Origin of the sequence: Bacillus sp. NPDC094106 (genome assembly GCF_044764345.1) — a bacterium.
GTDB lineage: Bacteria > Bacillota > Bacilli > Bacillales > Bacillaceae_G > Bacillus_A.
In genome coordinates this window covers 1-24,544 of record NZ_JBIWHY010000037.1, presented here as the reverse complement: position 1 = coordinate 24,544, position 24,544 = coordinate 1, and the positions used below count along the sequence as shown (strand labels likewise).

General features: G+C 35.4%; 18 protein-coding genes. 17 read left to right on the top strand and 1 reads right to left on the bottom strand.

Translation table 11 applies throughout. From position 1 onward, the window contains the following. Positions 1 to 177 precede the first annotated feature (177 nt). The 17 genes from ACIQ7L_RS27795 to ACIQ7L_RS27715 all read left to right on the top strand — a co-directional run bounded on the left by ACIQ7L_RS27795 (position 178) and on the right by ACIQ7L_RS27715 (position 22,767). Positions 178 to 366, top strand: coding sequence for a DUF4177 domain-containing protein (locus tag ACIQ7L_RS27795; protein ID WP_002151872.1), 189 nt, complete (start codon positions 178 to 180; stop codon positions 364 to 366). A 520-nt stretch (positions 367 to 886) separates the two neighbouring features. Then, positions 887 to 1,402 carry a VanZ family protein gene (locus tag ACIQ7L_RS27790; RefSeq protein ID WP_400573411.1) on the top strand — a complete coding sequence of 172 codons (516 nt, stop codon included), beginning with the start codon at positions 887 to 889 and terminating at the stop codon, positions 1,400 to 1,402. Between the two features lie 717 nt (positions 1,403 to 2,119). Beyond that, positions 2,120 to 5,062, top strand: coding sequence for a formate dehydrogenase subunit alpha (gene fdhF, locus ACIQ7L_RS27785; RefSeq protein WP_400573409.1), 2,943 nt, complete (start codon positions 2,120 to 2,122; stop codon positions 5,060 to 5,062). A gap of 12 nt (positions 5,063 to 5,074) precedes the next feature. Further along, positions 5,075 to 5,557: a helical membrane plugin domain-containing protein gene (locus ACIQ7L_RS27780; RefSeq protein WP_097896559.1), complete on the top strand. Its 483-nt coding sequence runs from the start codon at positions 5,075 to 5,077 to the stop codon at positions 5,555 to 5,557. Positions 5,558 to 5,912: 355 nt separating this feature from the next. Next, positions 5,913 to 7,790 (top strand): glycerophosphoryl diester phosphodiesterase membrane domain-containing protein, encoded by a 1,878-nt coding sequence (locus ACIQ7L_RS27775; protein ID WP_400573407.1) that lies wholly within the window; start codon positions 5,913 to 5,915, stop codon positions 7,788 to 7,790. A 456-nt stretch (positions 7,791 to 8,246) separates the two neighbouring features. Beyond that, a complete protein-coding gene (locus tag ACIQ7L_RS27770) occupies positions 8,247 to 9,035 on the top strand; it encodes a DeoR/GlpR family DNA-binding transcription regulator (RefSeq protein ID WP_400573405.1) in 789 nt (262 codons plus the stop codon). Positions 9,036 to 9,207: 172 nt separating this feature from the next. Further along, positions 9,208 to 10,074: a carbohydrate ABC transporter permease gene (locus tag ACIQ7L_RS27765; RefSeq protein WP_400573403.1), complete on the top strand. Its 867-nt coding sequence runs from the start codon at positions 9,208 to 9,210 to the stop codon at positions 10,072 to 10,074. Positions 10,075 to 10,082: 8 nt separating this feature from the next. Further along, positions 10,083 to 10,901: a carbohydrate ABC transporter permease gene (locus ACIQ7L_RS27760; protein ID WP_400573413.1), complete on the top strand. Its 819-nt coding sequence runs from the start codon at positions 10,083 to 10,085 to the stop codon at positions 10,899 to 10,901. A 24-nt stretch (positions 10,902 to 10,925) separates the two neighbouring features. Continuing rightward, positions 10,926 to 12,287 (top strand): ABC transporter substrate-binding protein, encoded by a 1,362-nt coding sequence (locus ACIQ7L_RS27755; RefSeq protein ID WP_400573401.1) that lies wholly within the window; start codon positions 10,926 to 10,928, stop codon positions 12,285 to 12,287. Between the two features lie 102 nt (positions 12,288 to 12,389). Beyond that, positions 12,390 to 13,817, top strand: coding sequence for a CehA/McbA family metallohydrolase (locus ACIQ7L_RS27750; RefSeq protein WP_400573399.1), 1,428 nt, complete (start codon positions 12,390 to 12,392; stop codon positions 13,815 to 13,817). Further along, positions 13,810 to 14,517 (top strand): HAD family hydrolase, encoded by a 708-nt coding sequence (locus ACIQ7L_RS27745; protein WP_400573397.1) that lies wholly within the window; start codon positions 13,810 to 13,812, stop codon positions 14,515 to 14,517. Before ACIQ7L_RS27750 ends, ACIQ7L_RS27745 begins: the two co-directional genes overlap by 8 nt. A gap of 169 nt (positions 14,518 to 14,686) precedes the next feature. Next, complete coding sequence (locus ACIQ7L_RS27740) at positions 14,687 to 15,787, top strand: ABC transporter ATP-binding protein (RefSeq protein ID WP_400573395.1); 1,101 nt, start codon at positions 14,687 to 14,689, stop codon at positions 15,785 to 15,787. A 644-nt stretch (positions 15,788 to 16,431) separates the two neighbouring features. Then, complete coding sequence (gene ald / locus ACIQ7L_RS27735) at positions 16,432 to 17,562, top strand: alanine dehydrogenase (RefSeq protein ID WP_400573393.1); 1,131 nt, start codon at positions 16,432 to 16,434, stop codon at positions 17,560 to 17,562. A gap of 103 nt (positions 17,563 to 17,665) precedes the next feature. Then, a complete protein-coding gene (locus ACIQ7L_RS27730; protein ID WP_400573391.1) occupies positions 17,666 to 19,081 on the top strand; it encodes an amino acid permease in 1,416 nt (471 codons plus the stop codon). Between the two features lie 126 nt (positions 19,082 to 19,207). After that, positions 19,208 to 19,768, top strand: coding sequence for a class I SAM-dependent methyltransferase (locus ACIQ7L_RS27725; RefSeq protein ID WP_400573389.1), 561 nt, complete (start codon positions 19,208 to 19,210; stop codon positions 19,766 to 19,768). A gap of 233 nt (positions 19,769 to 20,001) precedes the next feature. After that, a complete protein-coding gene (locus tag ACIQ7L_RS27720) occupies positions 20,002 to 20,379 on the top strand; it encodes an ArsR/SmtB family transcription factor (protein WP_400573387.1) in 378 nt (125 codons plus the stop codon). Positions 20,380 to 20,406: 27 nt separating this feature from the next. Beyond that, positions 20,407 to 22,767 carry a heavy metal translocating P-type ATPase gene (locus ACIQ7L_RS27715; protein ID WP_400573385.1) on the top strand — a complete coding sequence of 787 codons (2,361 nt, stop codon included), beginning with the start codon at positions 20,407 to 20,409 and terminating at the stop codon, positions 22,765 to 22,767. A gap of 29 nt (positions 22,768 to 22,796) precedes the next feature. Here ACIQ7L_RS27715 and ACIQ7L_RS27710 read toward each other — a convergent pair whose 3' ends face one another. Next, a complete protein-coding gene (locus tag ACIQ7L_RS27710; RefSeq protein ID WP_400573383.1) occupies positions 22,797 to 24,260 on the bottom strand; it encodes a nicotinate phosphoribosyltransferase in 1,464 nt (487 codons plus the stop codon). Positions 24,261 to 24,544 lie beyond the last annotated feature (284 nt).

Genomic DNA, 24,544 nt, shown 5'->3' with positions numbered 1-24,544 from the left:
AAAAGAAGGCTTGAGCCGTATGATGGGAAACTGTCACGTACGGTTCTTAGGGGAGTTAGGGGCAGTGATGCCCCTCGCTTACCCGACTTAACCGAACGTGTATAGAGTATACAGTCAAAAAAGTACAATACATCGCTTCTTCTAAATGGTACAATTAGGAAAAAAGGGGGAGAGAATATGTATGATTACAAATTTGTGAAAGTCGAAATTGATAGATGGAAAGGGCAACCCAAAGAAGATTATAAGCGTATTATTATCGAACATGCTGAGGATGGTTGGGAATTTGTTCAAGTCCTTACTCTAACAATCTCAGGATACACGAGTTCTTTGGAGATTATCTTCAAACGAACCAAAGAACTTCTTTAAAAAATGAAAGAGGTTTGCTTTAAATAACATACAAAAAGAACTGAAATATTTGGGGATCTAATTGTTCTCGATTTAACTTATAAGACAAATAAGCTAATATTAATCAACTTCCAATAACGAATTTTACGTCAACTAGCACCTCTTGCGGGGAGCTAGTTGTTTTTTTACAGTAGCAAAGATGAGATTTTACTTTTAGGGGTAACACGCACATTTTAACGTTTTTATACGCTAAGGGATTCTCAAAACTCAATAACATGATTTGAATTGAGATTTTGATTTAAAGATGAGTTTTGAGACACTATTTAAGCTATTTTTAACACTTTTTACTTTGAAAGTGTCTTTGTCTCAAATACCTACGTTTTTGAGATTGACGATATCGCTTAGAGTAGTAAAATCAACGTTTTCTCATGTCGAATTTTGCTTAGCGTGTATTTTCGTTAAAATGTTGGCGGTACGCCGAGTAATAGTAACGTCTATTCTTGATTAATACCATTAAATTTTAAGAAAGTGAGAATATGCAATGAATTATACAAAATTAATGAAAAATATTGTTGTACCGATCCTATTTATCATATATATGTATCTGTTAATCAAAGTTATCCTCTTTAAGTTAGGTCCGATTGAATTAGATTTTCTTTGGTATCAAATCAATAGTAATCTAAATAATCCTATTAATATCATGAATCAATTGCAATCTGGTAATTTTATTCCTTTTAAATCGATATCCAATAATGTGCAGAGTCTGTCATATCATGATTTAATCAATTTGTTTGGGAATATCATAATATTTATACCATACGGTACTTTTCTTTTGTTTTTTTCAAAAAACAAAATGATCTCATTTAAAGGTGTGCTAATTCTATCATTAGTCTTAAGTCTATGTTTTGAATGTTTACAGATCGTTTTTTCCATTGGAAGTTTTGATGTGGATGATCTCATATTAAACACAAGTGGAGGCTTATTAGGCTATAGCGCTTATAAAATTTATAACAACATATTGAAAACAAGGAACCAGGAATTAAATCATAGCAAATGAATTTTACGTAAACATCAAGTAACTCCAAAATATACAATAAAGGTTGATTTTAAAGTTAGGGGTACCGCCCCATCGCTATCAAGTTGAGAAATACATTTTTCCCAAAACGAAAAAAATAAACTAAATTCCTATGGACAACTATGAAAGGATGAAATTTTCGTTTTGGGGATACTTCAAAATTCTAGGTTGATGGTGTGGCTTTGGAATAAAGTCACGATGTTTCTGAAAAAGATGCGATGTTTAAAATAAAGTCGCGACGTATTAATACCTTTAAAGAATTCTAAGTGAGTTTTAATCAATCTTTTTTACAAAGCTACATTTAGGGGTACTTTAAAATCTTAAGTTGATGGGCATGGACGTATAGCCCCCTTTCTTTTAGGTTAGCGAGAGCATTTGGTTATGCATAGAAGCGGTCAGGGCCTTTTCCTGCCACATGTAAGGATGAAAGCGAGTGTAGATCATGTTTTATTCTGCACAGCAGCAACGTATATGTTGAAAAATTAAAATGGATTTATATAGAAGATTACTTTGGTTATTATCGTATATTTACGATATAATAGAGTAGTAGAATAGTGTCATTTTTTATACCTTTATCATCTAGAATCAACTTCTAAGATAGGATTTCAACAGGGTGTTTCAAAAATATGTGTAGCAATATAGTTATGAAAGCGGATTCATAACTATATTGTACAGTTAGTTGTAAGGAGAGGGGAAACCATGTCAGAACAGAACATTCGTGTAACTGTTGATGGAAAAGAATTTCTTTCATCTGGTGAAAAAACGATACTGCAATTATTTAACGAAAGTAATTTAGAGCATCCACAGATTTGTCATGTACCAGAAGTAGATCCAATTCAAACTTGTGATACATGTATTGTGGAAGTGGACGGAAAACTTATGCGTGCTTGTTCAACAAAATTGGAAGACGGTATGCATATTGAAAGAAAATCAGCGCGTGCCAAAGAAGCGCAAACGGAAGCAATGGATCGAATATTAGAGAACCATTTATTGTATTGTACAGTATGTGATAACAACAATGGTAACTGTAAAGTTCATAATACGGTACATATGATGGGGGTTGAAGAACAGAAATATCCATATGAGCCGAAAGTGAGTGCGAGTGAGGTGGATATGTCGCACCCATTTTATCGTTATGATCCGAACCAATGTATTGCTTGTGGACAGTGCGTAGAAGTATGTCAGAATCTACAAGTAAACGAAACGATATCCATTGATTGGAGTTTAGATCGACCTCGTGTTATATGGGACAATGGCGTTAGTATTAATGATTCATCCTGTGTAAGTTGTGGTCAATGTGTAACAGTTTGTCCTTGTAACGCATTAATGGAAAAAACGATGCTAGGAGAAGCTGGATTTATGACTGGGTTGAAACCGGATGTGTTAGACCCAATGATTGATTTTGTAAAGGACGTAGAGCCTGGATATAGTAGTATTTTAGCTGTTTCAGAAGTGGAATCTGCAATGCGTAAAACGAAGGTCAACAAGACGAAAACCGTTTGTACATTTTGTGGTGTTGGTTGTTCGTTTGAAGTATGGACGAAAGATCGTCAAATTTTAAAAGTACAGCCTGTATCAGATGCACCGGTAAATGGAATTTCAACATGTGTAAAAGGGAAATTCGGTTGGGATTTTGTAAACAGTGAAGATCGTATTACGAAACCATTGATTCGTCAAGGAGATATGTTTGTCGAAGCATCATGGGAAGAAGCGTTAGAAGTTGTTGCATCTAACATGCAGCATATTAAATCAGAATACGGTAGCGATGCATTTGGATTTATTTCTTCTTCAAAAGTAACAAATGAAGAAAACTATTTGCTGCAAAAGTTAGCTCGTCAAATATATGGAACAAATAATGTAGATAACTGTTCCCGCTATTGCCAATCTCCAGCAAGCGATGGTTTAACAAAAACTGTTGGTATAGGTGGAGACGCAGGGACAGTGAAAGATATTGCGGAAGCTGGCCTTGTTATCATTGTGGGAGCGAATCCAACGGAAGGGCATCCTGTACTTGCTACTCGTGTGAAACGTGCCCATAAATTACATGAGCAAAAACTGATTGTATCAGACCTACGTAAACATGAAATGGCAGAGCGTGCGGACCTATTTGTTCATCCGCGTCAAGGAACTGATTATGTATGGCTTGCGGGAATAACAAAATATATTATTGATCAAGGTTGGCACGATAAGAAATTCTTAGATGAAAATGTGAAGAACTTTGATGAATATAGCAAGATGTTAGAGAAGTATACACTTGATTATACGGAAGATATTACAGGTATTTCTCAAGGTACATTAAAAGAAATGGCTCGTATGGTATATGAAGCAGATGGTACTTGTGTACTTTGGGGTATGGGTGTTACACAAAATACAGGAGGAAGTACAACATCTGCAGCGATTTCAAACTTACTTCTTGTAACAGGTAACTATCGTCGCCCAGGTGCTGGTGCATATCCACTCCGTGGTCATAATAACGTACAAGGTGCTTGTGATATGGCAACATTACCGAACTGGCTTCCAGGCTACCAAGCAGTGTCGGATGATACACTTCGTGCGAAATTTGAAAAAGCATATGGTACTACAATTCCAAAAGAGCCAGGGCTGAATAACATTGCAATGCTTGCGGCTGCAGAGGAAGGAAAACTCCGTGGTATGTACGTAATGGGAGAAGAAATGGCATTAGTCGATTCCAATGCGAATCATGTGCAGCACATTTTAAGTAATCTCGACTTCCTTGTAGTTCAAGACATATTCTTATCAAAAACAGCTCGTTTTGCTGATGTGATTTTACCAGCGGCACCAAGTCTAGAAAAAGAAGGAACATTTACGAATACAGAGCGTCGTATTCAGCGTTTATATGAAGTTATGAAACCGCTCGGTGATTCGAAACCAGATTGGTGGATCCTGCAAAAAGTAGCCCGTGCTCTCGGTGGTGATTGGAATTATGAAAGCCCAAGTGAAATTATGGATGAAATCGCATCACTCGCGCCGTATTATTCACAAGCAACATATGATCGTTTAGAAGGATGGAATAGTTTATGTTGGGGTAGCGATGATGGTAGTGATACACCATTATTATACGTGGATGGTTTTAACTTCCCTGATAAGAAAGCGCGCCTGTCATTAGATGAATGGATACCACCAGTTGTAGCGCCGGAAGAATACGATTTATTATTAAATAATGGTCGTATGTTAGAACATTTCCATGAAGGAAATATGACTAATAAATCAGTAGGGATTTTATCTAAAATTTCTGAGGTGTTTGTTGAGATTTCACCAGAGCTTGCTGCTGAGCGGAATGTGAAAGATGGTGGCCTTGTAGAACTTACATCACCGTTTGGAAAAATCAAAGTACAGGCACTTATTACAGATCGTGTAACTGGAAACGAGTTATATTTACCGATGCACGCGACAGTAAATGAAGAAGCGATTAATATTTTAACAGGAACAGCGACAGACCTATATACTTGTACACCAGCTTATAAACAAACGATGGTGAAAATGCGCGTATTGCGTGAAAAAGGAAATCGTCCGTTACCTGCTTCAAACCCAAGAGATAAAAAACGTCATCCGCAAAATGGTGTTGAAATTCAACAAAAATGGCAAAGAAAACAATACGTATCACTTGTGGACCAGAATTAGGGGGCGAAGAAAGTGGCAAAAGAAATTACATTGATTCAAAAGAAAGTTATAACAGAGGAAGAAAAGAAACAACAGTTATCAGATGAACTGTTAACACAATTAGCGGAGAACCAAGAGGCAGTAGCAGAAACGATGCAGCTATTGGCACAATTACAGCAAGCGGGAATTTTAGATGCTGCGATCAGCTTGCTTGCCGCAAAAGAAGATGTTTCTAAAATTGCTGTTGAGCAATTAAATCGTGAACCAGTAAAAAATGCATTAAATAATATGATGGGGGCAGGAGAAGCATTATCTTCTGTAGATCCAGAAATAACAAAACAGGTAACATCAAGTTTAGTGACAGGATTACAATTTGCGACAGATGAATTAAAAACAGGTAAAAAAACAAAGGTTATGGACTTTTTTAAAGTCTTAAAAGATCCTGATATCAATAGAGCAATTACATTTGGCTTTAGTTTTCTAAAAGCATTTGGACAAGGGTTAGAGAAAAAATAAACTAGAGAAAGAGTGATGGGGGAAAGGAACCATCACTCTTTTTTATGAGTGTGTATAAGAGTGTTCATGTTAAGCGGAATATATTATTATAAAAAAGATGGATACGAACTGGAAATATATAAATCCATTTTAATTTTTCGACATCTAAATCTCTGCTATGTAGAATAAAAAGTAACCTACACTCGTTTGCTCTTTCTGTTTTTACTTCGCATGTGGCAGAAAAAGGCCCCCTGACCGCGTCTATGCATGAATAGATGCTCTCTCCCACCTAAAAAGAAGGTTTTTATGTCGGTTTTTTAATTGATGTATATATATGAAATCCATCTCAATATAGTTTTAGAATTTGGAGGAGTTTATGCTACACCGTAAAAGACTATCTATACCAGGAGTCATGAAACACTCCTTTCAAACGGTACAATTTGCTTTTTGGAATGTGCTGACTTTTCAGCTTGGTTATAAATTATTAGCAGCGATTGTATTTATACCACTATTCCGTATGATTTTTAATAAGTTATTATACTGGGGCGGCTATGCAAATGCGACAAATGATGAATTGCTAGCGTTTTTGAAAACGCCATATGGTATTGCAGCTATTTTAATTTTATCGATATTGGCGCTCTTCCTCATTTTTACAGAGTTTGCAGTGCTTATTATTATTTCATATTTTGCGCATAAACGACAAAAGGTGAAATTACGCCCAATTTTGTATAAAACGGTAACGTATTTACCTTCTCTTTTTACATACTGCTTACCAGGATTTATTTTGTATGCTGTTGTATTGTTACCTCTATTAAGCTTAGGATATAAATCTGCATTAATCCCAGAAATTCAAATTCCAAATTTTATTACAGGTGAATTGTTTAAAACGACAATGGGGCAAATCGGTTACTACACTTTCTTTGCTGTAGTTGCATACTTGAATCTTCGTTGGATTTTTGTGTTACCGATTATTGTTTTAGAAGAAAAAACATTCCGTACAGCTGCACGCAAAAGTGCAAATTTGGTAAAAGAAAGTTTCTTTAAAGTGTTGTTCTTTTTAGTTGGCTTTTTGCTTTCAATTGGAATCGTATTTGTTTTAGTTACAGGTATATACTTGCTATTTTTATGGGGTGTGTATGAATTTACAAATCCAAAAGGAACTTTTGCTTTATTAGCAGAATCAACTCTATCGGTATTCTTAACGAGTACATTTTATTTATTTAGCTTTATTGTAACACCGTTTTATATTATGGCATTGACAAGGCTATATTTACAAAAGGTTTCAATTGAAGATGTTCTATTAGAAGAGGGATTAGATTATTCAAAAACAAAAGCAGATAAATGTTTCTTTAAAAAGCATCGTTTGAAGTTTATTGGTGTATATATTGTTGGGGTTTTCACAGTTGGTATGGTTGTTGCGTTCATTGTGACGTTTATTTCGAATTCCTATAAAGAGCCAGTGATTATGGCTCATCGTGGATATACTTCAAAAGGAGTAGAGAATACGAAAGAGGCAGTGCAAGGTGCGATTGATGCAAAAGCAGATTATGCTGAAATTGATGTATTGCAGACAAAAGATGGTGAATTGGCAGTGATACATGATTTGAAATTAAAGCGTCTTGCCAATGCGAATGTACATGTATCAGATTTGACGATGGATGAACTACGGGAACTTACTCTTAGTCAAGATGGATTCTCTGGAAAAATTAGTACACTTGATGAGATTATTAAGCTTGCAAAAAACAAGATAAAACTTAATATAGAAGTGAAACTGCATGGGAATGAGAATGAAAAAGATTTTGTAAAGAAGGTATTAAAAACAATTAAAGATAATGACTTTGAAAAGCAATGTATAATTCAAACGTTGCACTATCCGCTTATTAAAGAATTTAAGCGTATAAATTCAGATATAAAAGTAGGATATGTACTATATGCAAGCGTAGCAAATTTAAAAGATGTTCAAGCAGATTTTTATGTAGCAGAAGAATATATGTTGAATAAGCAATTAGTACAATCAGCTCATAAATTAAATAAACCGATTTATGTATGGACTGTAAATGATATGGAAAGCTTAAGGAAATATTATAAACTTAATGTCGATGGGATTATTACAGACTATCCTGAGGATGCAAAAGAAACCATTAAGATGATGAAAGAGCAAGACGAAAGTGGAACGGATATGTTTGAGAAGATTACAGAAACAACGGAAGATTTATTTTCCAAATTATTTATGAGTTATCCAGCTGCCAGTTAAATATCGGCAGCTGTTTTTTATTATATAAGTACAAAAAAACCTTTCTTTTTAGGTGGAAGAGAGGATCTGGCCATGCATAGAAGCGGTCAGAGCCTTTTTTAGCCCCATGCCGTGTGAAACCAAAAGGATAAAACAAGTGGAGCTCTCTTTTTAATTTCATAGCTGTGATGTATATGTCGGAAAATCAGACTGAATATATAAAGAGAGAACACATTTTGTGATGTAGATTGTTCAGTTAAAGTATGAATGAAAAATTCTTAAACTATACAATTTGCCTTTTAGATGAAATTATTGACTAGTTACACTATACTTTAAGTAAATGAGTAAAGAGAAACAGAATAGAGAAGATGGTTTTATACTGCTAGAAATAGTGTTTTTTTTAAGGTATCGTTCTAGTTTTTATAAGTTTTTTTAGAACGATGTATATTTTGTGTAATATAAAGAGGTGTTAATTGAATGAAGTCTTATACACAATTTGAGAGAAGAAAATACACACTTGATGAGCTAGAAAAATATAATCGAGTGATGGTGAATGATTTAGCAAAGGCGTTAAATGTTACCACAGAAACAATTCGAAGAGATTTAGATATGATGCATAAGGAAGGTAAGCTTACGAAAATACATGGTGGTGCAGTTAAGAAAAAAGATCATACCATTGAATTTTATTTTGACAAACGTCGATCTGAGAATATTGAAGAAAAACGAAAAATTGCTATGGAAGCAAGTAAACTGGTAGAAGATAATGATATTATTGCAATTGAAATTGGGACGACTACGATGCAAATTTTGGATTTTATACATGATAAAAAGAATTTGACAATCCTGACAAACTCGATACCAGCTGTCAATAAAGTTATTGAGCTTAAAGAACAGTATGATTCATTTGATTGCAAATTAATAGTTTTTGGTGGCATGTTAAATTCCAATTCATTAGCATTGTCTGGAGAAATGACGTTAAACTATCTTGACCAATTTACTGTTAATAAATTATTTGCTTCGTGTGATGGAATTTCTTTAGAAAAGGAACTGACGTGTTCATATATTGAGGACGCACAAATTTTTCAGCAATTAAAGAAAAATGCAAAACAAGTTGTGATGATGATAGATGAGTCAAAGTTTAATTTAACAAAGTTTTATAAAAGCGGAAATTTTGAGGATATTGATGCGTTGTATACAAATGCTAAACTCGATGAAAGATGGCAAAATGCCCTAGTAAATAAAGGAATTGAAGTAATAACCATATAGAAAGAAAATCTTGAAGTAAACTATTTCTTAATGAGAAATAGTTTTTTTTGTTATATTTTTTTGTAAATATATTGTTTTGTTTTGTTTTTATGTTGATTTTACAATTCATTAACATAATAACAACATTGTGTTAATAATGTGTCCGTACAATATGAATTAGGAGGTGACGAGAATGCAAATAAAATTATCAAAAGCTGTGTTCTTTTTATTACCGGTTGGAATACCTCTAATGTTGTTTTGGATTATTCCGAATTTAATTAGTTTAGGTATTAGTTTTACAGACTGGGATTTCATGACAAATGATTTTAATTTTGTTGGTTTAGATAATTATTTTAATTTGTTTACACAGGATTCTTTTATACAGGCATTGTTAAATACTCTTTATTTCGGAATTGGGACAGTTGTTCCGACGATTGTATTAGGTTTAGGTTTCGCATTGTTCTTCCGAAAGAAGTTCAGAGGTTCTGCAATTTATCAATTACTAATTTTCTCACCTTGGGTAACGCCAACAGTAGCTGTATCCATTGTATGGTCCCTTCTATATGAACCTAAATTTGGAGCTATCAATAAGGTGCTAGGTTTTTTCGGGATACCGAGCTTGGACTGGCTACAGAGTAGTCATACAGCCATGCTAGCGGTCATTATTGTAACAGTATGGAAATTAGTTGGATGGACGATGATTTTCTATATCGGTGCATTAGAGAAAGTACCAGATAGTTTGTATGAAGCAGCCAGTATTGATGGAGCGAATTCATGGCAGAAATTTCGGTATGTAACACTACCGATGGTTTCATCAACAACCTTCTTCTTAGTTGTTGTCAATATAATTTCTTCGGTACAGGCTTATGATCAAATTAAAATCTTAACACAAGGTGGACCGAGTGGATCGACGCGAACATTACTTTATTTATTCTTCCAACAAGCGTTTGAACAGTTCGATATGGGGTCTGCAACGGCAATCGCATTTATTATATTAATCATTACAATTTTACTATCTGTTATAAACAAGATAATAGGTGATAAGTGGGTGAACTATTGATGAATAATATGAAAAAGACTCCATTAATCATAAAGCATCTCTTTTTAGTGGTATCAAGTATCTTGTTTGTCTTTCCATTCATATGGATGGTACTTGGTTCGTTTAAAACATCTAGTGAAGTATTACAAGGCGGCTTTTGGCCTAAGGAATTTCACTGGGAAAATTATCGTCAAGTATTAGAAATTCTGCCATTTAACACGTATATATTTAATAGTTTTTATACTTCTTTCATTATTACTATATATGTACTTATTTCGTCTGCGCTCTTTGCTTATATGTTGGCATTTTATAAGTTCAAAGGGAAGAACTTAACGTTTAGTGTTGTCATGGCAACCTACATGATTCCTGGAGCTGTATCGTATGTTCCTGTATATGTGATGTTAGGAAAAGTGGGGTTACTTGATTCACATTTTGGATACATCATTTCTATGGCTGTTAGTGTATTCGGTATTTTCTATTTAAAACAATCATTCCACAAGGTTGGTTATGAAATAGTAGAAGCAGCCAAAATTGATGGAGCGAGTGATTGGCGTATCCTTTGGAAGATTATTTTTCCAATGACGCGATCCTCATTTGTAACATTAGGTTTAGTTACATTTATTGGGAATTATAATAATTACATTTGGCCAGCTCTTATCTTGAAAGATAATACGCAAAAGTTAATTACTAACGGAATTGCTGATTATTTCATTAATAGTTCCTTAGGCCGAGATTGGTCACACATTATGGTTGCAAGTACAATCGCCACAGTGCCGCTCTTAATCGTATTTTTAGTTTTACAAAAATGGTTCCTCTCAGGCGTTACTGATTCAGGAATAAAAGGTTAACTAAATATAAAGGAGACATTCGGGATGAGAAAATTATTCATGCTTCTAACAATTGTATCATTGTTTGTTGGTGCACTTGCAGGCTGTTCAGGTGGAAAAGGGAATACTGTTAAAGCAAGTAAAGAGGGAAATAAGATTGTTGTTCCGTTTATTAATGGAGTAGGTGGTTCACTTGCAGACAAAGTAGACAAGATTGTTGAGGAATACAATAAAAGTCAAGACAAGTACGTAGTGAAAACAACAAAAGCAGGTAACTACGATGAGTCTTATCAAAAGCTTCAAAGTGGATTTGCAGCAAATAATCAAGAAGCAATTGCGTTGTTAGGTTCAGACGTCATTCAAGAATATGCTAAGAAAAAGTTAATTGTACCTCTAGATGAATATGTTAAAGATGATAAGCAATTTAACAAAGAAGATTACGGAAAAGGTTTTATGAATCAAGCAACAATTGACGGGAAATTATATGGAATTCCTTTTTACGGTACAACTCAAGTTTTTTATTACAATAAAAAAGCGTTAGCGGAAAATGGCTTTACTGCTGACGATTTAAAGACGTGGGAAGGCGTAGAAAAAGTAGCGAAAAAAGCAGCAAAACGCGATGCAAATGGAAATGTCACATACGCAGGTTGGATGCCGATGTGGGGTACGTCAAACTTAATTGATGCGGTTCGCAGTGCTGGCGGAAATGTATTAAGTGAAGATGGTAAAAAAGTGTTAATCAACGATGACACTTGGGTTACGGTATGGGAAAAATTCCGTACGTGGATTCATGAAGATAAAATTATGAATATTCATTCAGGTGGAACTGGTTGGGAGTATTGGGATAAAACAATAATCGATCTAGTTGAAGGTAGAACGTTAGGATTTACAGGATCATCTGGTGACCAAGGATTTGTTTTTAAATCGTTAGGTAAAGGAATGACTGAGGAAGAACGCCTTAACACATTTGGAGCATTACCACAACCAGCTTGGGGTAATCATAAACCAGCACCAAAATTAGAAACGTATTTATTCACATTAACGAGAAATGTTGATCCAGAAGTAGCAAAAGGTGCATATGACTTTATGAAATTTGCAACAAGCACTGAGAAAACGGCTGAATGGTCAATGGCAACAGGCTATATCCCTGTTCGGAACAATGTAACAGATTATGGTCCTTATGCTGAATTTGTTAAAAAACAACCACAAGCATTAGTTCCATTAGAGCAAGCGAATCAATATGGAGTTGCACCATTTACGGATCCAACAGGTGGTAAAATCAATGACGCGTTAAATGTAGCAAAGGATAAAGTAGAAATTGAAGGAGTCCCTGCAAAAAAAGCATTAGATGAAGCAGCTAAGGTTGCGCAGGAAGAGTTGGATAAAGTGCTGAAAAAGAAGAAATAAACCTGTTCATGTATTACTTTGAAGAGAAACGTGAGGTGCTTTTGAATCAAAGAAGTACCTCTATGATTCTATCATTAAAATATCAAAAAAGGTGTGGGAATCATGATTGAAATGAAAGGTACTATGAGTCTGTCTCCATTCGTAAAAAATAAACATTCTTTTCTAATGGATTCAACCGATATTGTCAATTTTACATTAACTATCGATCAAGGAATCAGTCGAAAAATTCCGCTTTTATTAATCTTGAGAGACCCTAACGGTTTTGTACGTATACAGTATCAAACACCAATTGTTGATGGAAAACTAGTTGTTGCAAAAGATTCAAAGTTTTGTTCAGCTGGTTGTGTTGGAGGGAAAATACCGTCTGGTAATTGGGAATTAGAAGTAGTATATATCCCTCATTGTGCAAATAAAGCAGTAAAGTTTGCCGGAAGAAAAGTTGACTATACAGTAAATATATTAGTGAATGACAAGTTAGAACAAGAATATAATCGAGAGCATTTTTGCAAGGAAAATGTCTTTATTGATGAATACAATTTTGAAAAGGTAATAAATGAAGAGCATCGTTGGTACAAAGGAGATTTTCATGAACATACAAATTTAACGGATGGCGAGATAGATGACGAACTGGGAATGAGCGTATGTGAAAAACAAGAGTTGGATTTTTTATATGCGACGGAACACAACATTGTCATGCCATCGTATCAAAAAGGAAACACATTAATTATACCATCTATGGAACTTACAACTCCTTACGGGCATTACAATATGTTCGGTATGAAGGAATATGTTAATTTTACAAAGTGTTTCGATGAATCGTTTAACGCTAAAAGCATGAATGAACTATTTTCTCTCATGAAAGAAAAAGGTTATTTAATTAGCGTGAATCATCCATTTATGAAGCCTTGGGCGAACCAAATTGATATTAACTTAGAAAATATTCATACAATGGAAATCATGTGTGATCCAACTTATAAGAAAAGCAAACCATCTACTTTAGAAGCTTTAAAGTTCTTCGATCAAATGTGGTTAAGTGGTCTTAAAATCTGGGGGATAGGAGGAAGTGATTCTCATTTACATCCATCTAAAACGTTCCCAGGATCTAATGACCCATCGATTTATGGTGACCCAGGAACGTATGTATTATGTAATGGTTTATCTATTAACAATTTAAAGGATGCTATTTCAAAAGGCAGAATTTATTTTTCTCGATTTAGAAAATTAGAGATAGATATTCAAAACGAAGGTAAAACCATTTATGTTGGCGATGAGGTTCAAGGGAATATTCGTTACAACATTCGTACAGATAAACCGTGCGAGTGGAGAATGATTGTGAATGGCCAAATGATCGAAAAAGAATTCGGCGGCCAAGTGACCTTTGATTTTTCTTTAAATGAAGGAGCATATGCTAGGATTGAAGGTTGGGAAGATGATGAGTTAGTAGCGTTTATAAATCCTATTCATAATAACGTTAAGCGTCAGGGTATTAAAACATGGTATGAAGTTTTAGGAGGATCAGAAGGTGAATAAAGGAATTATTTTTGATAAAGATGGAACACTAATACAGCTAGATTCGGTCTGGTACAAAATTGTTCATCGTGTGCTAGATGATATATTTCAAATGTATCCAAATGAAAAAAATAAACGAGATGACTACCTAAAGATTATTGGTATGAGTGATAACGATTTTGAGAGTACAAGTTTACTAGCTTGTCGCACAAATTACTTTATTGCGGCTGCATGGTTTTCGTTATTAGAAAATCAACATGTGAATAAAGAAAACTTTATTCATGATGTATGTGCATTATTCAAAAAACACTCTACAGCAGATGATCTCGTATTTACAGAAGTAGAAGGCGCAAAGGAAACATTACAATATTTAAAAGACCATGAATATGTAATTGGAGTTGTTACAGCGGACGATGTTGATGCAGCTATTCATTCACTTAAAATGACAGGATTATATGATTATGTGGACTTTTTAGGTGCAGATGACGGTGTTCATAAAACAAAACCTGCAAGTGATTTTTATCATGTGTTCAAAGAGAAATTTTCACTGGCTGAAGAAGATGTGCTCATGGTAGGGGATACATTAACAGACGTTAGATTTGCAAGAAATAGCAATATTAAAGTAGTGGGTGTCCTGACAGGTGCGAGCAGGAAGGAAGATTTAGAAGGAGAAGCGGATTATATTTTAGACAGCATGAAGGATATTTGCAAAGTTTTATAAAGTGAAACTTCCATCAGTGGGGGCAGGTTTTTATCCCCCACCTATCTTCTTTGCTTCTCTCTCAATCTTGAGGCGGGGATCTTACTGCCCGTTAATGCGGGATAAAACAACGGTGTGATCAATATTGTAACAGTATCTTTCAAAATAGCTAAAATTATAGGAGGCAATTATGGCTCAGCTATCATTCGAAAATATTTATAAGAAATATGATCATGATGTGACAATCGTAAAAGATTTTAATCTAGAAGTGAATGATGGAGAATTTATCGTTTTGGTTGGACCTTCAGGATGCGGAAAATCAACGACATTACGTATGATTGCAGGACTTGAGGAGATTTCAGAGGGAGACTTTTATATTGATGGAAAGCGTGTGAATGATGTTACACCAAAAGATAGAGATATAGCAATGGTCTTTCAAAACTATGCTCTTTATCCGCATATGAGTGTTTATGATAACATGGCGTTCGGGTTAAAACTGCGAAAATATAGTAAAACGGAGATTGACCAACGTGTGAAACATGCAGCGAAGATACTTGGGCTTGAGGAATATTTAGAACGAAAGCCAAAAGCACTTTCAGGTGGACAGCGTCAGCGTGTTGCCTTAGGACGGGCGATTGTTCGGAATGCAAAAGTGTTCTTAATGGACGAGCCATTGTCAAACTTAGATGCGAAGCTACGCGTTCAAATGCGTGCTGAGATTACAAAATTACACCAGCAGCTGCAAACAACAACAGTGTATGTCACGCATGATCAAATAGAAGCTATGACGATGGCGACGCGCTTAGTTGTACTAAAGGATGGTATTATACAACAAGTCGGTACACCTAAAGAAGTCTATGAAAATCCAGAGAATGTATTTGTTGGAGGATTTATTGGCTCTCCTGGAATGAATTTTTTCAAAGGAACATTAACAGAAAATGCGGTTATGATTGATAAGTGGAAAATTGAAGTTCCGGAAGAGAAGATGAAAAGTTTGCGAAACAAAGGGTGTGCCAATAAAGAAATCATCATAGGGATACGTCCAGAAGATTTTTATTACGGAAAAGCAATTTCAGACTTACCTTATAATGCAAAAGTAACGGTGACGATTGATGTGTCAGAATTAATGGGATCCGAAACATATCTGTATTCCAACATCAATGGTCAATCCTTTGTTGCACGTGTTGACGCCTCTGCTGATGTGCACAGTCAATCAAAGGTGGATCTAGCTTTGAATATGGATAAAGTTCATTATTTTGATGCTGAAACTGAAAAACGAATTGTTTTATAGATGATTTCACTAGGCTTATCCACAACAGGGATAGGCCTTTGTTGTTGATTCACTTCTTTGATTTTTAACATGTTTGTTTTCTTAAATACAAGTTGAAAACTGGCATGAAAACCCCTTTCTTTTTAGAGGTACGAGAGCATCCGGCTATGCATAGAAGCGGTCAGATCCTTTTTCTGCCCTATGCCAGGTTAAAACAGAGAGAGAAACCGAGTGCAGATCACCTTTCGTTCTTCTTAGTAGCGATTTATATGCTGAAAAATCAAAATGGATTTATATAAAAAGAATATATTTCTAAAATGTTACAGGGGATTTAAAGTGCATATGTATGCGGTTTATGTTGGTTTTTTACATTGTTATATTATTGTCAAATAATAAATAAGGAATGTGTAGTTTCTATGGTTATAATGAAAATAGAATGATAGATAATAAGAAAAGAAGGAAAGAGAATAAAAAAACATGAAACTCCCTTGTGAAATAAAGTTCTTTATATTTACACTATTCCCAATATAAAAACTTCTTTTAAATTAGTATGTTAGCGTTTTCATAACTTTTAAGTTATGCTAGAATAAGGACATAAGTTATTAATTATTATAAAAAGAAAAAAGAATTCCTTTTTTCTGTTAATTATAAGGGGGCATTTTATTATGCGTATTGGGGTACCAACAGAAATTAAAAACAACGAAAACCGTGTGGCAATGACACCAGCTGGTGTTGTACATTTAATTCGTAACAATCACGAAGTATTCATTCAAAAGGGTGCAGGTTTAGGATCTGGTTTTACAGATGCTGAGTATGTTGAAGCAGGAGCAAAACTTGTTGATACAGCTGAAGAAGCTTGGAACATGGATATGGTTATGAAAGTTAAAGAGCCAGTTGAAAGCGAATATAAGCACTTTAGCGAAGGTCTAATCTTATTCACATATTTACACTTAGCTCCAGAACCAGAATTAACAAAAGCATTAATTGAAAAGAAAGTTGTTTCTATCGCTTATGAAACAGTACAATTAGAAAACCGTTCTTTACCATTACTTGCACCTATGAGTGAAGTAGCTGGTCGTATGTCTGCACAAATTGGTGCACAGTTCCTTGAGAAAAACAAAGGCGGCAAAGGTATCTTACTTGCAGGCGTTCCAGGGGTAAAACGTGGTAAAGTAACAATTATCGGTGGTGGACAAGCTGGTACAAATGCTGCTAAAATTGCAGTTGGACTAGGTGCGGATGTAACAATCATCGACTTAAGTGCAGAACGTCTTCGTCAATTAGATGACATTTTCGGTAACCAAGTGAAAACTTTAATGTCTAATCCTTACAACATTGCAGAAGCTGTAAAAGAATCTGATCTTGTAATCGGTGCGGTATTAATTCCAGGTGCAAAAGCGCCAAAACTTGTAACAGAAGAAATGATTAAATCAATGGAACCAGGTTCTGTTGTAGTAGATATCGCGATTGACCAAGGTGGTATTTTCGAAACAACTGACCGCATTACAACTCATGATAACCCAACTTATGAAAAACACGGCGTTGTTCATTATGCAGTTGCAAACATGCCAGGCGCGGTTCCACGTACATCAACTCTTGCATTAACAAACGTAACAGTGCCATATGCAGTACAAATTGCAAACAAAGGCTACAAAGAAGCTTGCCTAAGCAACTCTGCATTATTAAAAGGTCTTAATACATTAGACGGCTATGTAACATTCGAAGCAGTTGCAGAAGCTCATGGTGTAGAGTACAAAGGTGCAAAAGAATTATTAGAAGAAACTGTATCTTGCTAATTGAGGCATAATACACAATAAAAATCGAACAATATTTTATACAACATGATAGAGCTAAGAGAGAAGACCTCTTAGCTCTTCTTAGTAAAAGGGGGCATACATCGTGGCCAACCTATTTAGAAAGAAATCCGTTACGCAACTGTTAGGTCAAAGTCAAAGTAAGACTTTGACGAAAACACTAGGGGCGTTTGACCTAACAATGCTAGGGATTGGTGCGATAATCGGTACAGGAGTTCTTGTATTAACTGGATTAGTAGCAGCAAGAGATGCTGGTCCAGCAGTTATTTTTTCATTTATGATTGCGGCCATTGTTTGTGGATTTGCAGCATTATGTTACGCAGAAGTGGCATCTACACTGCCCGTTTCAGGTAGTGTGTACACATATTCTTATGCAACAATTGGTGAGTTTGTAGCCCATTTAATGGGATGGACGTTACTATCAGTATATGTTTTAACAACGGCAGCGGTAGCTGGTGGATGGACGGGTTACTTCCATAACCTGATAAGTGGATTTGGAATAGAAATTCCAAAAGCATTGTTAACGATTCCATCACAAGGTGGTATTGTGAACTTACCAGCAGTGGTTATTACATTAATACTAACTTGGTTATTATCGCGTGGTATGAAAGAAAGTAAACGTGTAAATAACGCAATGGTATTAATTAAAATTGGTATTGTTGTCTTATTTATTGCAGTTGGTGTATTCTACGTAAAACCAGAGAACTGGGTACCATTTACACCGTACGGCATAAGCGGAGTCTTTTCCGGAGCAGCGGCAGTATTCTTTGCTTTCTTAGGTTTTGATGCATTAGCAACTTCAGCAGAAGAAGTAAAAAATCCACAACGTGATCTTCCAATTGGTATTATTACTTCGTTAGTTATTTGTACAATCATTTACGTTGCAGTTTGTCTCGTTATGACTGGTATGGTTTCTTATAAAGAATTAGATGTACCAGAAGCGATGGCTTATGTACTAGAAGTGGTAGGACAGGATAAAGTAGCTGGTGTAATCGCAATTGGAGCTGTAATTGGTATTATGGCTGTAATTTTTGCTTACATCTATGCAACAACACGTGTATTCTTTGCAATGAGCCGTGACGGTTTATTGCCAAAATCTTTTGCGAAAATTAATAAGAAGACAGAAGCACCAATATTTTCAACTTGGTTAACAGGAATTGGTAGTGCTTTAATTGCCGGATTTATCGATTTAAAAGAATTGTCGAATTTAGCGAATATTGGAGCATTATTAACATTTGCGATGGTTGGTGTATCGGTTATCATTCTGCGTAAAACGCATCCGAATTTAAAGCGTGGATTTATGGTACCGCTTGTGCCAATCTTACCGATTATTTCAGTCGCATGTTGCTTATTCTTAATGCTAAATTTACCATTAACAACATGGATATACTTTGGTGCTTGGTTAGCAATCGGAGTAGTTGTGTACTTTGTTTACTCGAAAAAACATAGTCATTTAAAAGAAGATGCAAGTTCGCAAGATAGCTTAGAAAAAGCTAATTAAGGGGATATAATGAATTGTAAGCCTTGTGCGCCTAGGGAGCGCGCAAGGCTTTTTCTTTTGTACAGAGGAGGAAAAAGTAGCATTTTGTAGAAATTTGTATGTTGAAATATATAAAGGGGTGAAACAATGGTTGTAAAAGATGAATTCAAAATCGTTGTTGGTGCAGGAGAATTTAATAATAATCCAGGTTGGTTACATACGAATGAAGAAGAATTGAATTTATTAAAAAGAGAAGATTGGATCAAAAGGTTTAATCCTAACTCTTTAACGGCAATTTTAGCAGAGCATGTATGGGAACATTTATCGTATGAAGAAGGCATAGAAGCAGCGAAAGTATGCTATGGATTTTTAAAGCATGGTGGTTATATTCGGTGTGCCGTTCCGGATAGCTTTTTCCCAGATGAAGAATACCAAGAGGGTGTACAAGTTGGGGGACCCGGACCGTTAGATCATCCAGCGGCGAGTCATAAAATTGTTCATAATTATAAAACGATGACATCCATGTTTGAGAGTGCGGGATTTCAGGTGAGGCTTTTGGAATATTGCGATGAAAGTGGAGAGTTTCATTATAATGATTGGGATGAGAAAGAAGGATTTATTTATCGTTCTAAACGTTTTGATCATAGAAATCAGGACGGAAAGTTAGGATTTGCTTCGTTAATTGTTGATGCAGTGAAGGACGAATAGATAAGGATAAAGAGGATGTGCTAAAGGATTAAAGCTTTAGCTGCATCCTCTTTTTGCATGAAGAATATACAGTATGCGGAGAATATGCTATATATGTTCTAGTTTAAATATGAACAAAATGTTCAAAAAATTCAGCGCGGATTTTATTGACACATATGAACAATCACTCATATAATAAAAGTATAAGATATATGAATAGTTGTTCATATGTTCAAATAAAGAGGTGAGCTATAATGGCTGAAAATAAAGTGGAAACATGTCAAGAAGCATGTTCTCAAACAATTATCCATGAAGAAGTTGTTGATCAAGTAAAAAGAACAATTCCAGCTGACGAAAGTTTAGGCAAAGTAGCAGAATTATTTAAAGTATTAGGTGACCGTACGCGTACACGTATTTTACATGCATTATTTGAAGCGGAAATGTGCGTATGCGACTTAGCTTATTTACTTGGCATGACGCAATCATCTATTTCACATCAATTACGTGTATTAAAGCAAGCAAAACTTGTGAAAAACCGTAAAGAGGGAAAGGTTGTCTATTATTCATTAGCTGACCATCACGTAATTTATATCTTTGAGCAAGCATTCGAACATGTAAATGAAGAAGAATAGAAAAGGAAAGCACAAGGGGGGAGAAAGATGGCAGAAGCGCTAGTGAAACGAAAACTTGTGTTAGAAGGGTTAGATTGTGCGAACTGTGCGATGAAAATTGAAAAAGGCGTCGGAGGATTAGATGGTGTTTCTTCTTGCTCTGTGAACTTTGCAACAAAGACAATGGTTTTAGAAACAGAACAAAATAAAGAAAATAATGTTGTTGCGGAAGCAAAACAGCTTGTTACGAAATTAGAACCGCATATTAAAGTACAGGATGAACAAAAAACAAAAGTTGCCAAAGAAGTATTCGTATTAGAAGGATTAGATTGTGCAAATTGTGCGATGAAGATTGAAACAAAGGTGAAAGAAATGCCTGCGGTTTCGGCAGCCTCTGTTGATTTTGTATCGAAAAAATTAAAAATAGAAGTTACGAATAAAAAAGAGCTTGAAACGACGGTGCAAGAGATAAAAAATATTGTTCATAAGTTAGAGCCGCATGTAAAAGTTGTACGTGAAGAGAAAGGAAGTCATGAGCATAGTCACGATCATGGTGAAGGAACTGTGAAGAAAATGCTATGGCGCTTAGCGATTGGCGGTGTTTTAACAGGCATTGCTGCATTAGCTGAACTACCTCAGATAATGACTATCTCGCTCTTTGTTATTGCATATTTACTTATTGGTGGCGATATCGTTTGGCGTGCTGTAAGAAATATAACACGCGGTCAAGTGTTTGATGAAAACTTTTTAATGGCGGTTGCAACTCTAGGGGCATTCGCCATTAAAGAATATCCAGAGGCAGTTGCGGTTATGTTATTTTACCAAGTGGGTGAACTATTTCAAAATATTGCTGTAAACCGTTCGAGAAAATCAATTACTTCCTTAATGGATATTCGTCCTGATTATGCGAATGTGAAAATTGGAAATGAAACAAAACAAGTATCGCCAGAAGATGTGAAAATTGGGGACTATATTATTGTTAAACCGGGTGAGAAAGTACCGTTAGACGGGAAAGTAGTTGAGGGAACATCAATGGTAGATACTTCAGCATTAACAGGTGAGTCTGTACCGCGTGAAGTAGAAATTGGTAATGATGTATTAAGTGGTTTTGTGAATCAAAATGGTGTATTAACAATTGAAGTAACAAAAGAATTTGATGAATCAACTGTATCTAAGATTTTAGATTTAGTGCAAAATGCAAGTAGCCGAAAAGCGCCAACAGAAAACTTTATTACGAAATTTGCGCGTTACTATACTCCGGTCGTAGTTATTACGGCAGCGGCATTAGCGTTTATTCCACCACTTATTTTAGAAGGTGCTACATTCTCAGATTGGATTTATCGTGCATTAGTATTTTTAGTTATTTCTTGTCCATGTGCATTGGTAGTGTCTATTCCGCTTGGATTCTTTGGTGGCATTGGCGGAGCATCTAAAAGCGGTATTTTAATCAAAGGAAGTAACTATTTAGAAGCATTGAATGATGTGAAACATATCGTCTTTGATAAAACAGGAACATTAACAAAAGGTGTATTCAAGGTAACGAAGATGGAGCCAAGCGGAACAACGACAAAAGAAGAGCTCCTTGAATATGCAGCTTGTGCAGAAGTATATTCAAACCATCCAATTGCACAATCTATTCGGAGTAGCTATGGAAAATCGATTGATGAAAATATAATTGAAGATTATAGCGAAATTTCTGGCCATGGTACAGTTGTGAAAGTACAAGGGAAAGAAATCTTTGCGGGAAATGCAAAGTTAATGAAGAAAGAAAGCATTCCATTCGAGCAACCTCAAACAGTAGGTACACTTGTTCACGTTGCTGTAGATGGTGTATATGCTGGTTATATTGTTATCTCAGATGAAGTAAAAGAAGATTCAAAACAAGCGATTCAAAAATTAAAAGAACTTGGCATCAAGAAAACAGTAATGTTAACAGGTGATGCGAAATTAGTTGGGGAAGCTGTTGGTAAGGAACTTGGTTTAGATGAAGTTCATGCTGAATTATTGCCGCAGCAAAAAGTAGAAGAAATTGAAAAAATTGATGCGATGAAACAGGCGAAAGAAAAAGTTGCATTCGTTGGTGATGGTATTAATGATACACCAGTATTAGCAAGAGCAGATGTTGGAATCGCAATGGGTGGCTTAGGATCTGATGCAGCCATTGAAGCAGCAGATATTGTTATCATGACAGATGAACCTTCAAAAATTGCAACGGCTGTTAAAATTGCGAAACGTACACGCAATATTGTATGGCAAAATATTATCTTTGCACTTGGTATAAAAGGCCTTGTTCTATTACTCGGTGCATTTGGAATTGCAACAATGTGGGAAGCTGTTTTCTCAGATGTTGGTGTTACATTAATTGCAGTGCTAAATGCGATGCGTGTATTGAGAGTGAAAAACTTATAAAATAAAAAGAGAAGCGAATGCTTCTCTTTTTATTTTTGGATATTTTTTGTCACTTGATCCCGAACAGTTTGGATATAACTCATTTTATGATCCCAGCATTTTTGACTTAAATCTACAGGATATTCTTCAGGGTTTAACGTTCGCATATATTCTTCCCAAAATAGCGATAGGGTGCTTTCTGTGTATTTTTGAATGTCTAATATGCTAGGCAATTCATATGTTCTTTTACCGTTTGTGAAAATATCATGATGAAGTTCGCGTGCTTCAAAGTTTGTCACGAATTTACTAATATACGTATGAACAGGATGGAACATTTTTAAACGTTCTTCCTGCTGTGGCACTTCTGTTTCTAAAGCAATATAATCGCCTTCTGCATGACTATTAACGCGATTAATGATTCGATAAATTCGCTTTAGTCCTGGTGTTGTGATTTTTTCAGGATTAGAAGAGATTTTAATCGTATCATTTAATGTGCCATTTGTATCTTCAATTGCAACTAATTTATAAACAGCCCCTAATGCAGGTTGTTCAAAGGAAGTGATGAGTTTTGTGCCAACACCCCATACATCGATTTTAGCTCCTTGAGACTTTAAGTGCATAATTGTATATTCATCTAAATCGCTAGAAGCGATAATTTTTGTGTTTGTAAATCCAGCCGCATCAAGTAACTTTCTTGCTTCTTTTGATAAATAGGCCATATCCCCGCTATCAAGACGAATACCATAAAAATCAATGCAATCTCCGAATTCTTTTGCGACTCGAATGGCATTTGGTACACCAGATTTTAATGTGTCGTATGTATCAACTAGAAAGACACATTTTTTATGTGTTTCAGCGTATTTTTTAAATGCAACATATTCATCACGATACGCTTGAACAAAGGAATGGGCATGGGTACCAGCCACTGGAATACCAAATCGTTTTCCAGCTCGGACGTTACTTGTAGAAGAAAATCCACCAATAAAGGCTGCGCGTGTTCCCCAAAGGGCAGCGTCAAATTCATGAGCGCGGCGTGTACCAAATTCTAAGAGTTCATCGTTGTTTGCTGCATGCTTCATACGTGCCGCTTTTGTAGCGATTAATGTTTGGTAATTCACAATATTTAATAGAGCTGTTTCGATAATTTGTGCTTCACCAAGTGGGGCATCGACACGTAATAATGGTTCATTATTAAAAACAACTTCTCCTTCTTGCATACTGCGAATAGTTCCTGTGAATTTCATGTTTTGTAAATAGTGAAGGAAGTCCTCTTCAAATTGTAATTCTGTTAAATAAGCGATATCACTTTCAGTAAAACGAAAATTTTCTATGTACTCTATAATTTTTTCAAGACCAGCAAAAATGGCATAGCCATTTTCAAATGGAAGCTTTCGAAAATATAAATCAAAAACAGAACGGCGATCGTGAATACCATCTTTCCAATATGTATAAGCCATGTTGATTTGATATAAATCTGTATGTAAGGCGTAACTATCGTCTTTATAATGATTCATTGCGAAAACACCTCCGTAATTTGGTTATAGTATACCAATTTTCCTTCTCTTATGCCAAAGAAGCTCATATATATAAGTACAAATTGAAAAATCGACATAAAACCTTTCTTTTTAGGTGGGAGGGAGAATCCGGCCATGCATAGAAGCTTTTCTGCCACATACGAAGTAAAAACAGAAAGAGCAAACGAGTAAAATGTACCCTATAGAATAGACACTTAAAAAAAAGTCTGTTCTATAGGGTATTTCTTGTATAATAGGAGAAAAATTAGGATCGGAGAAATTTC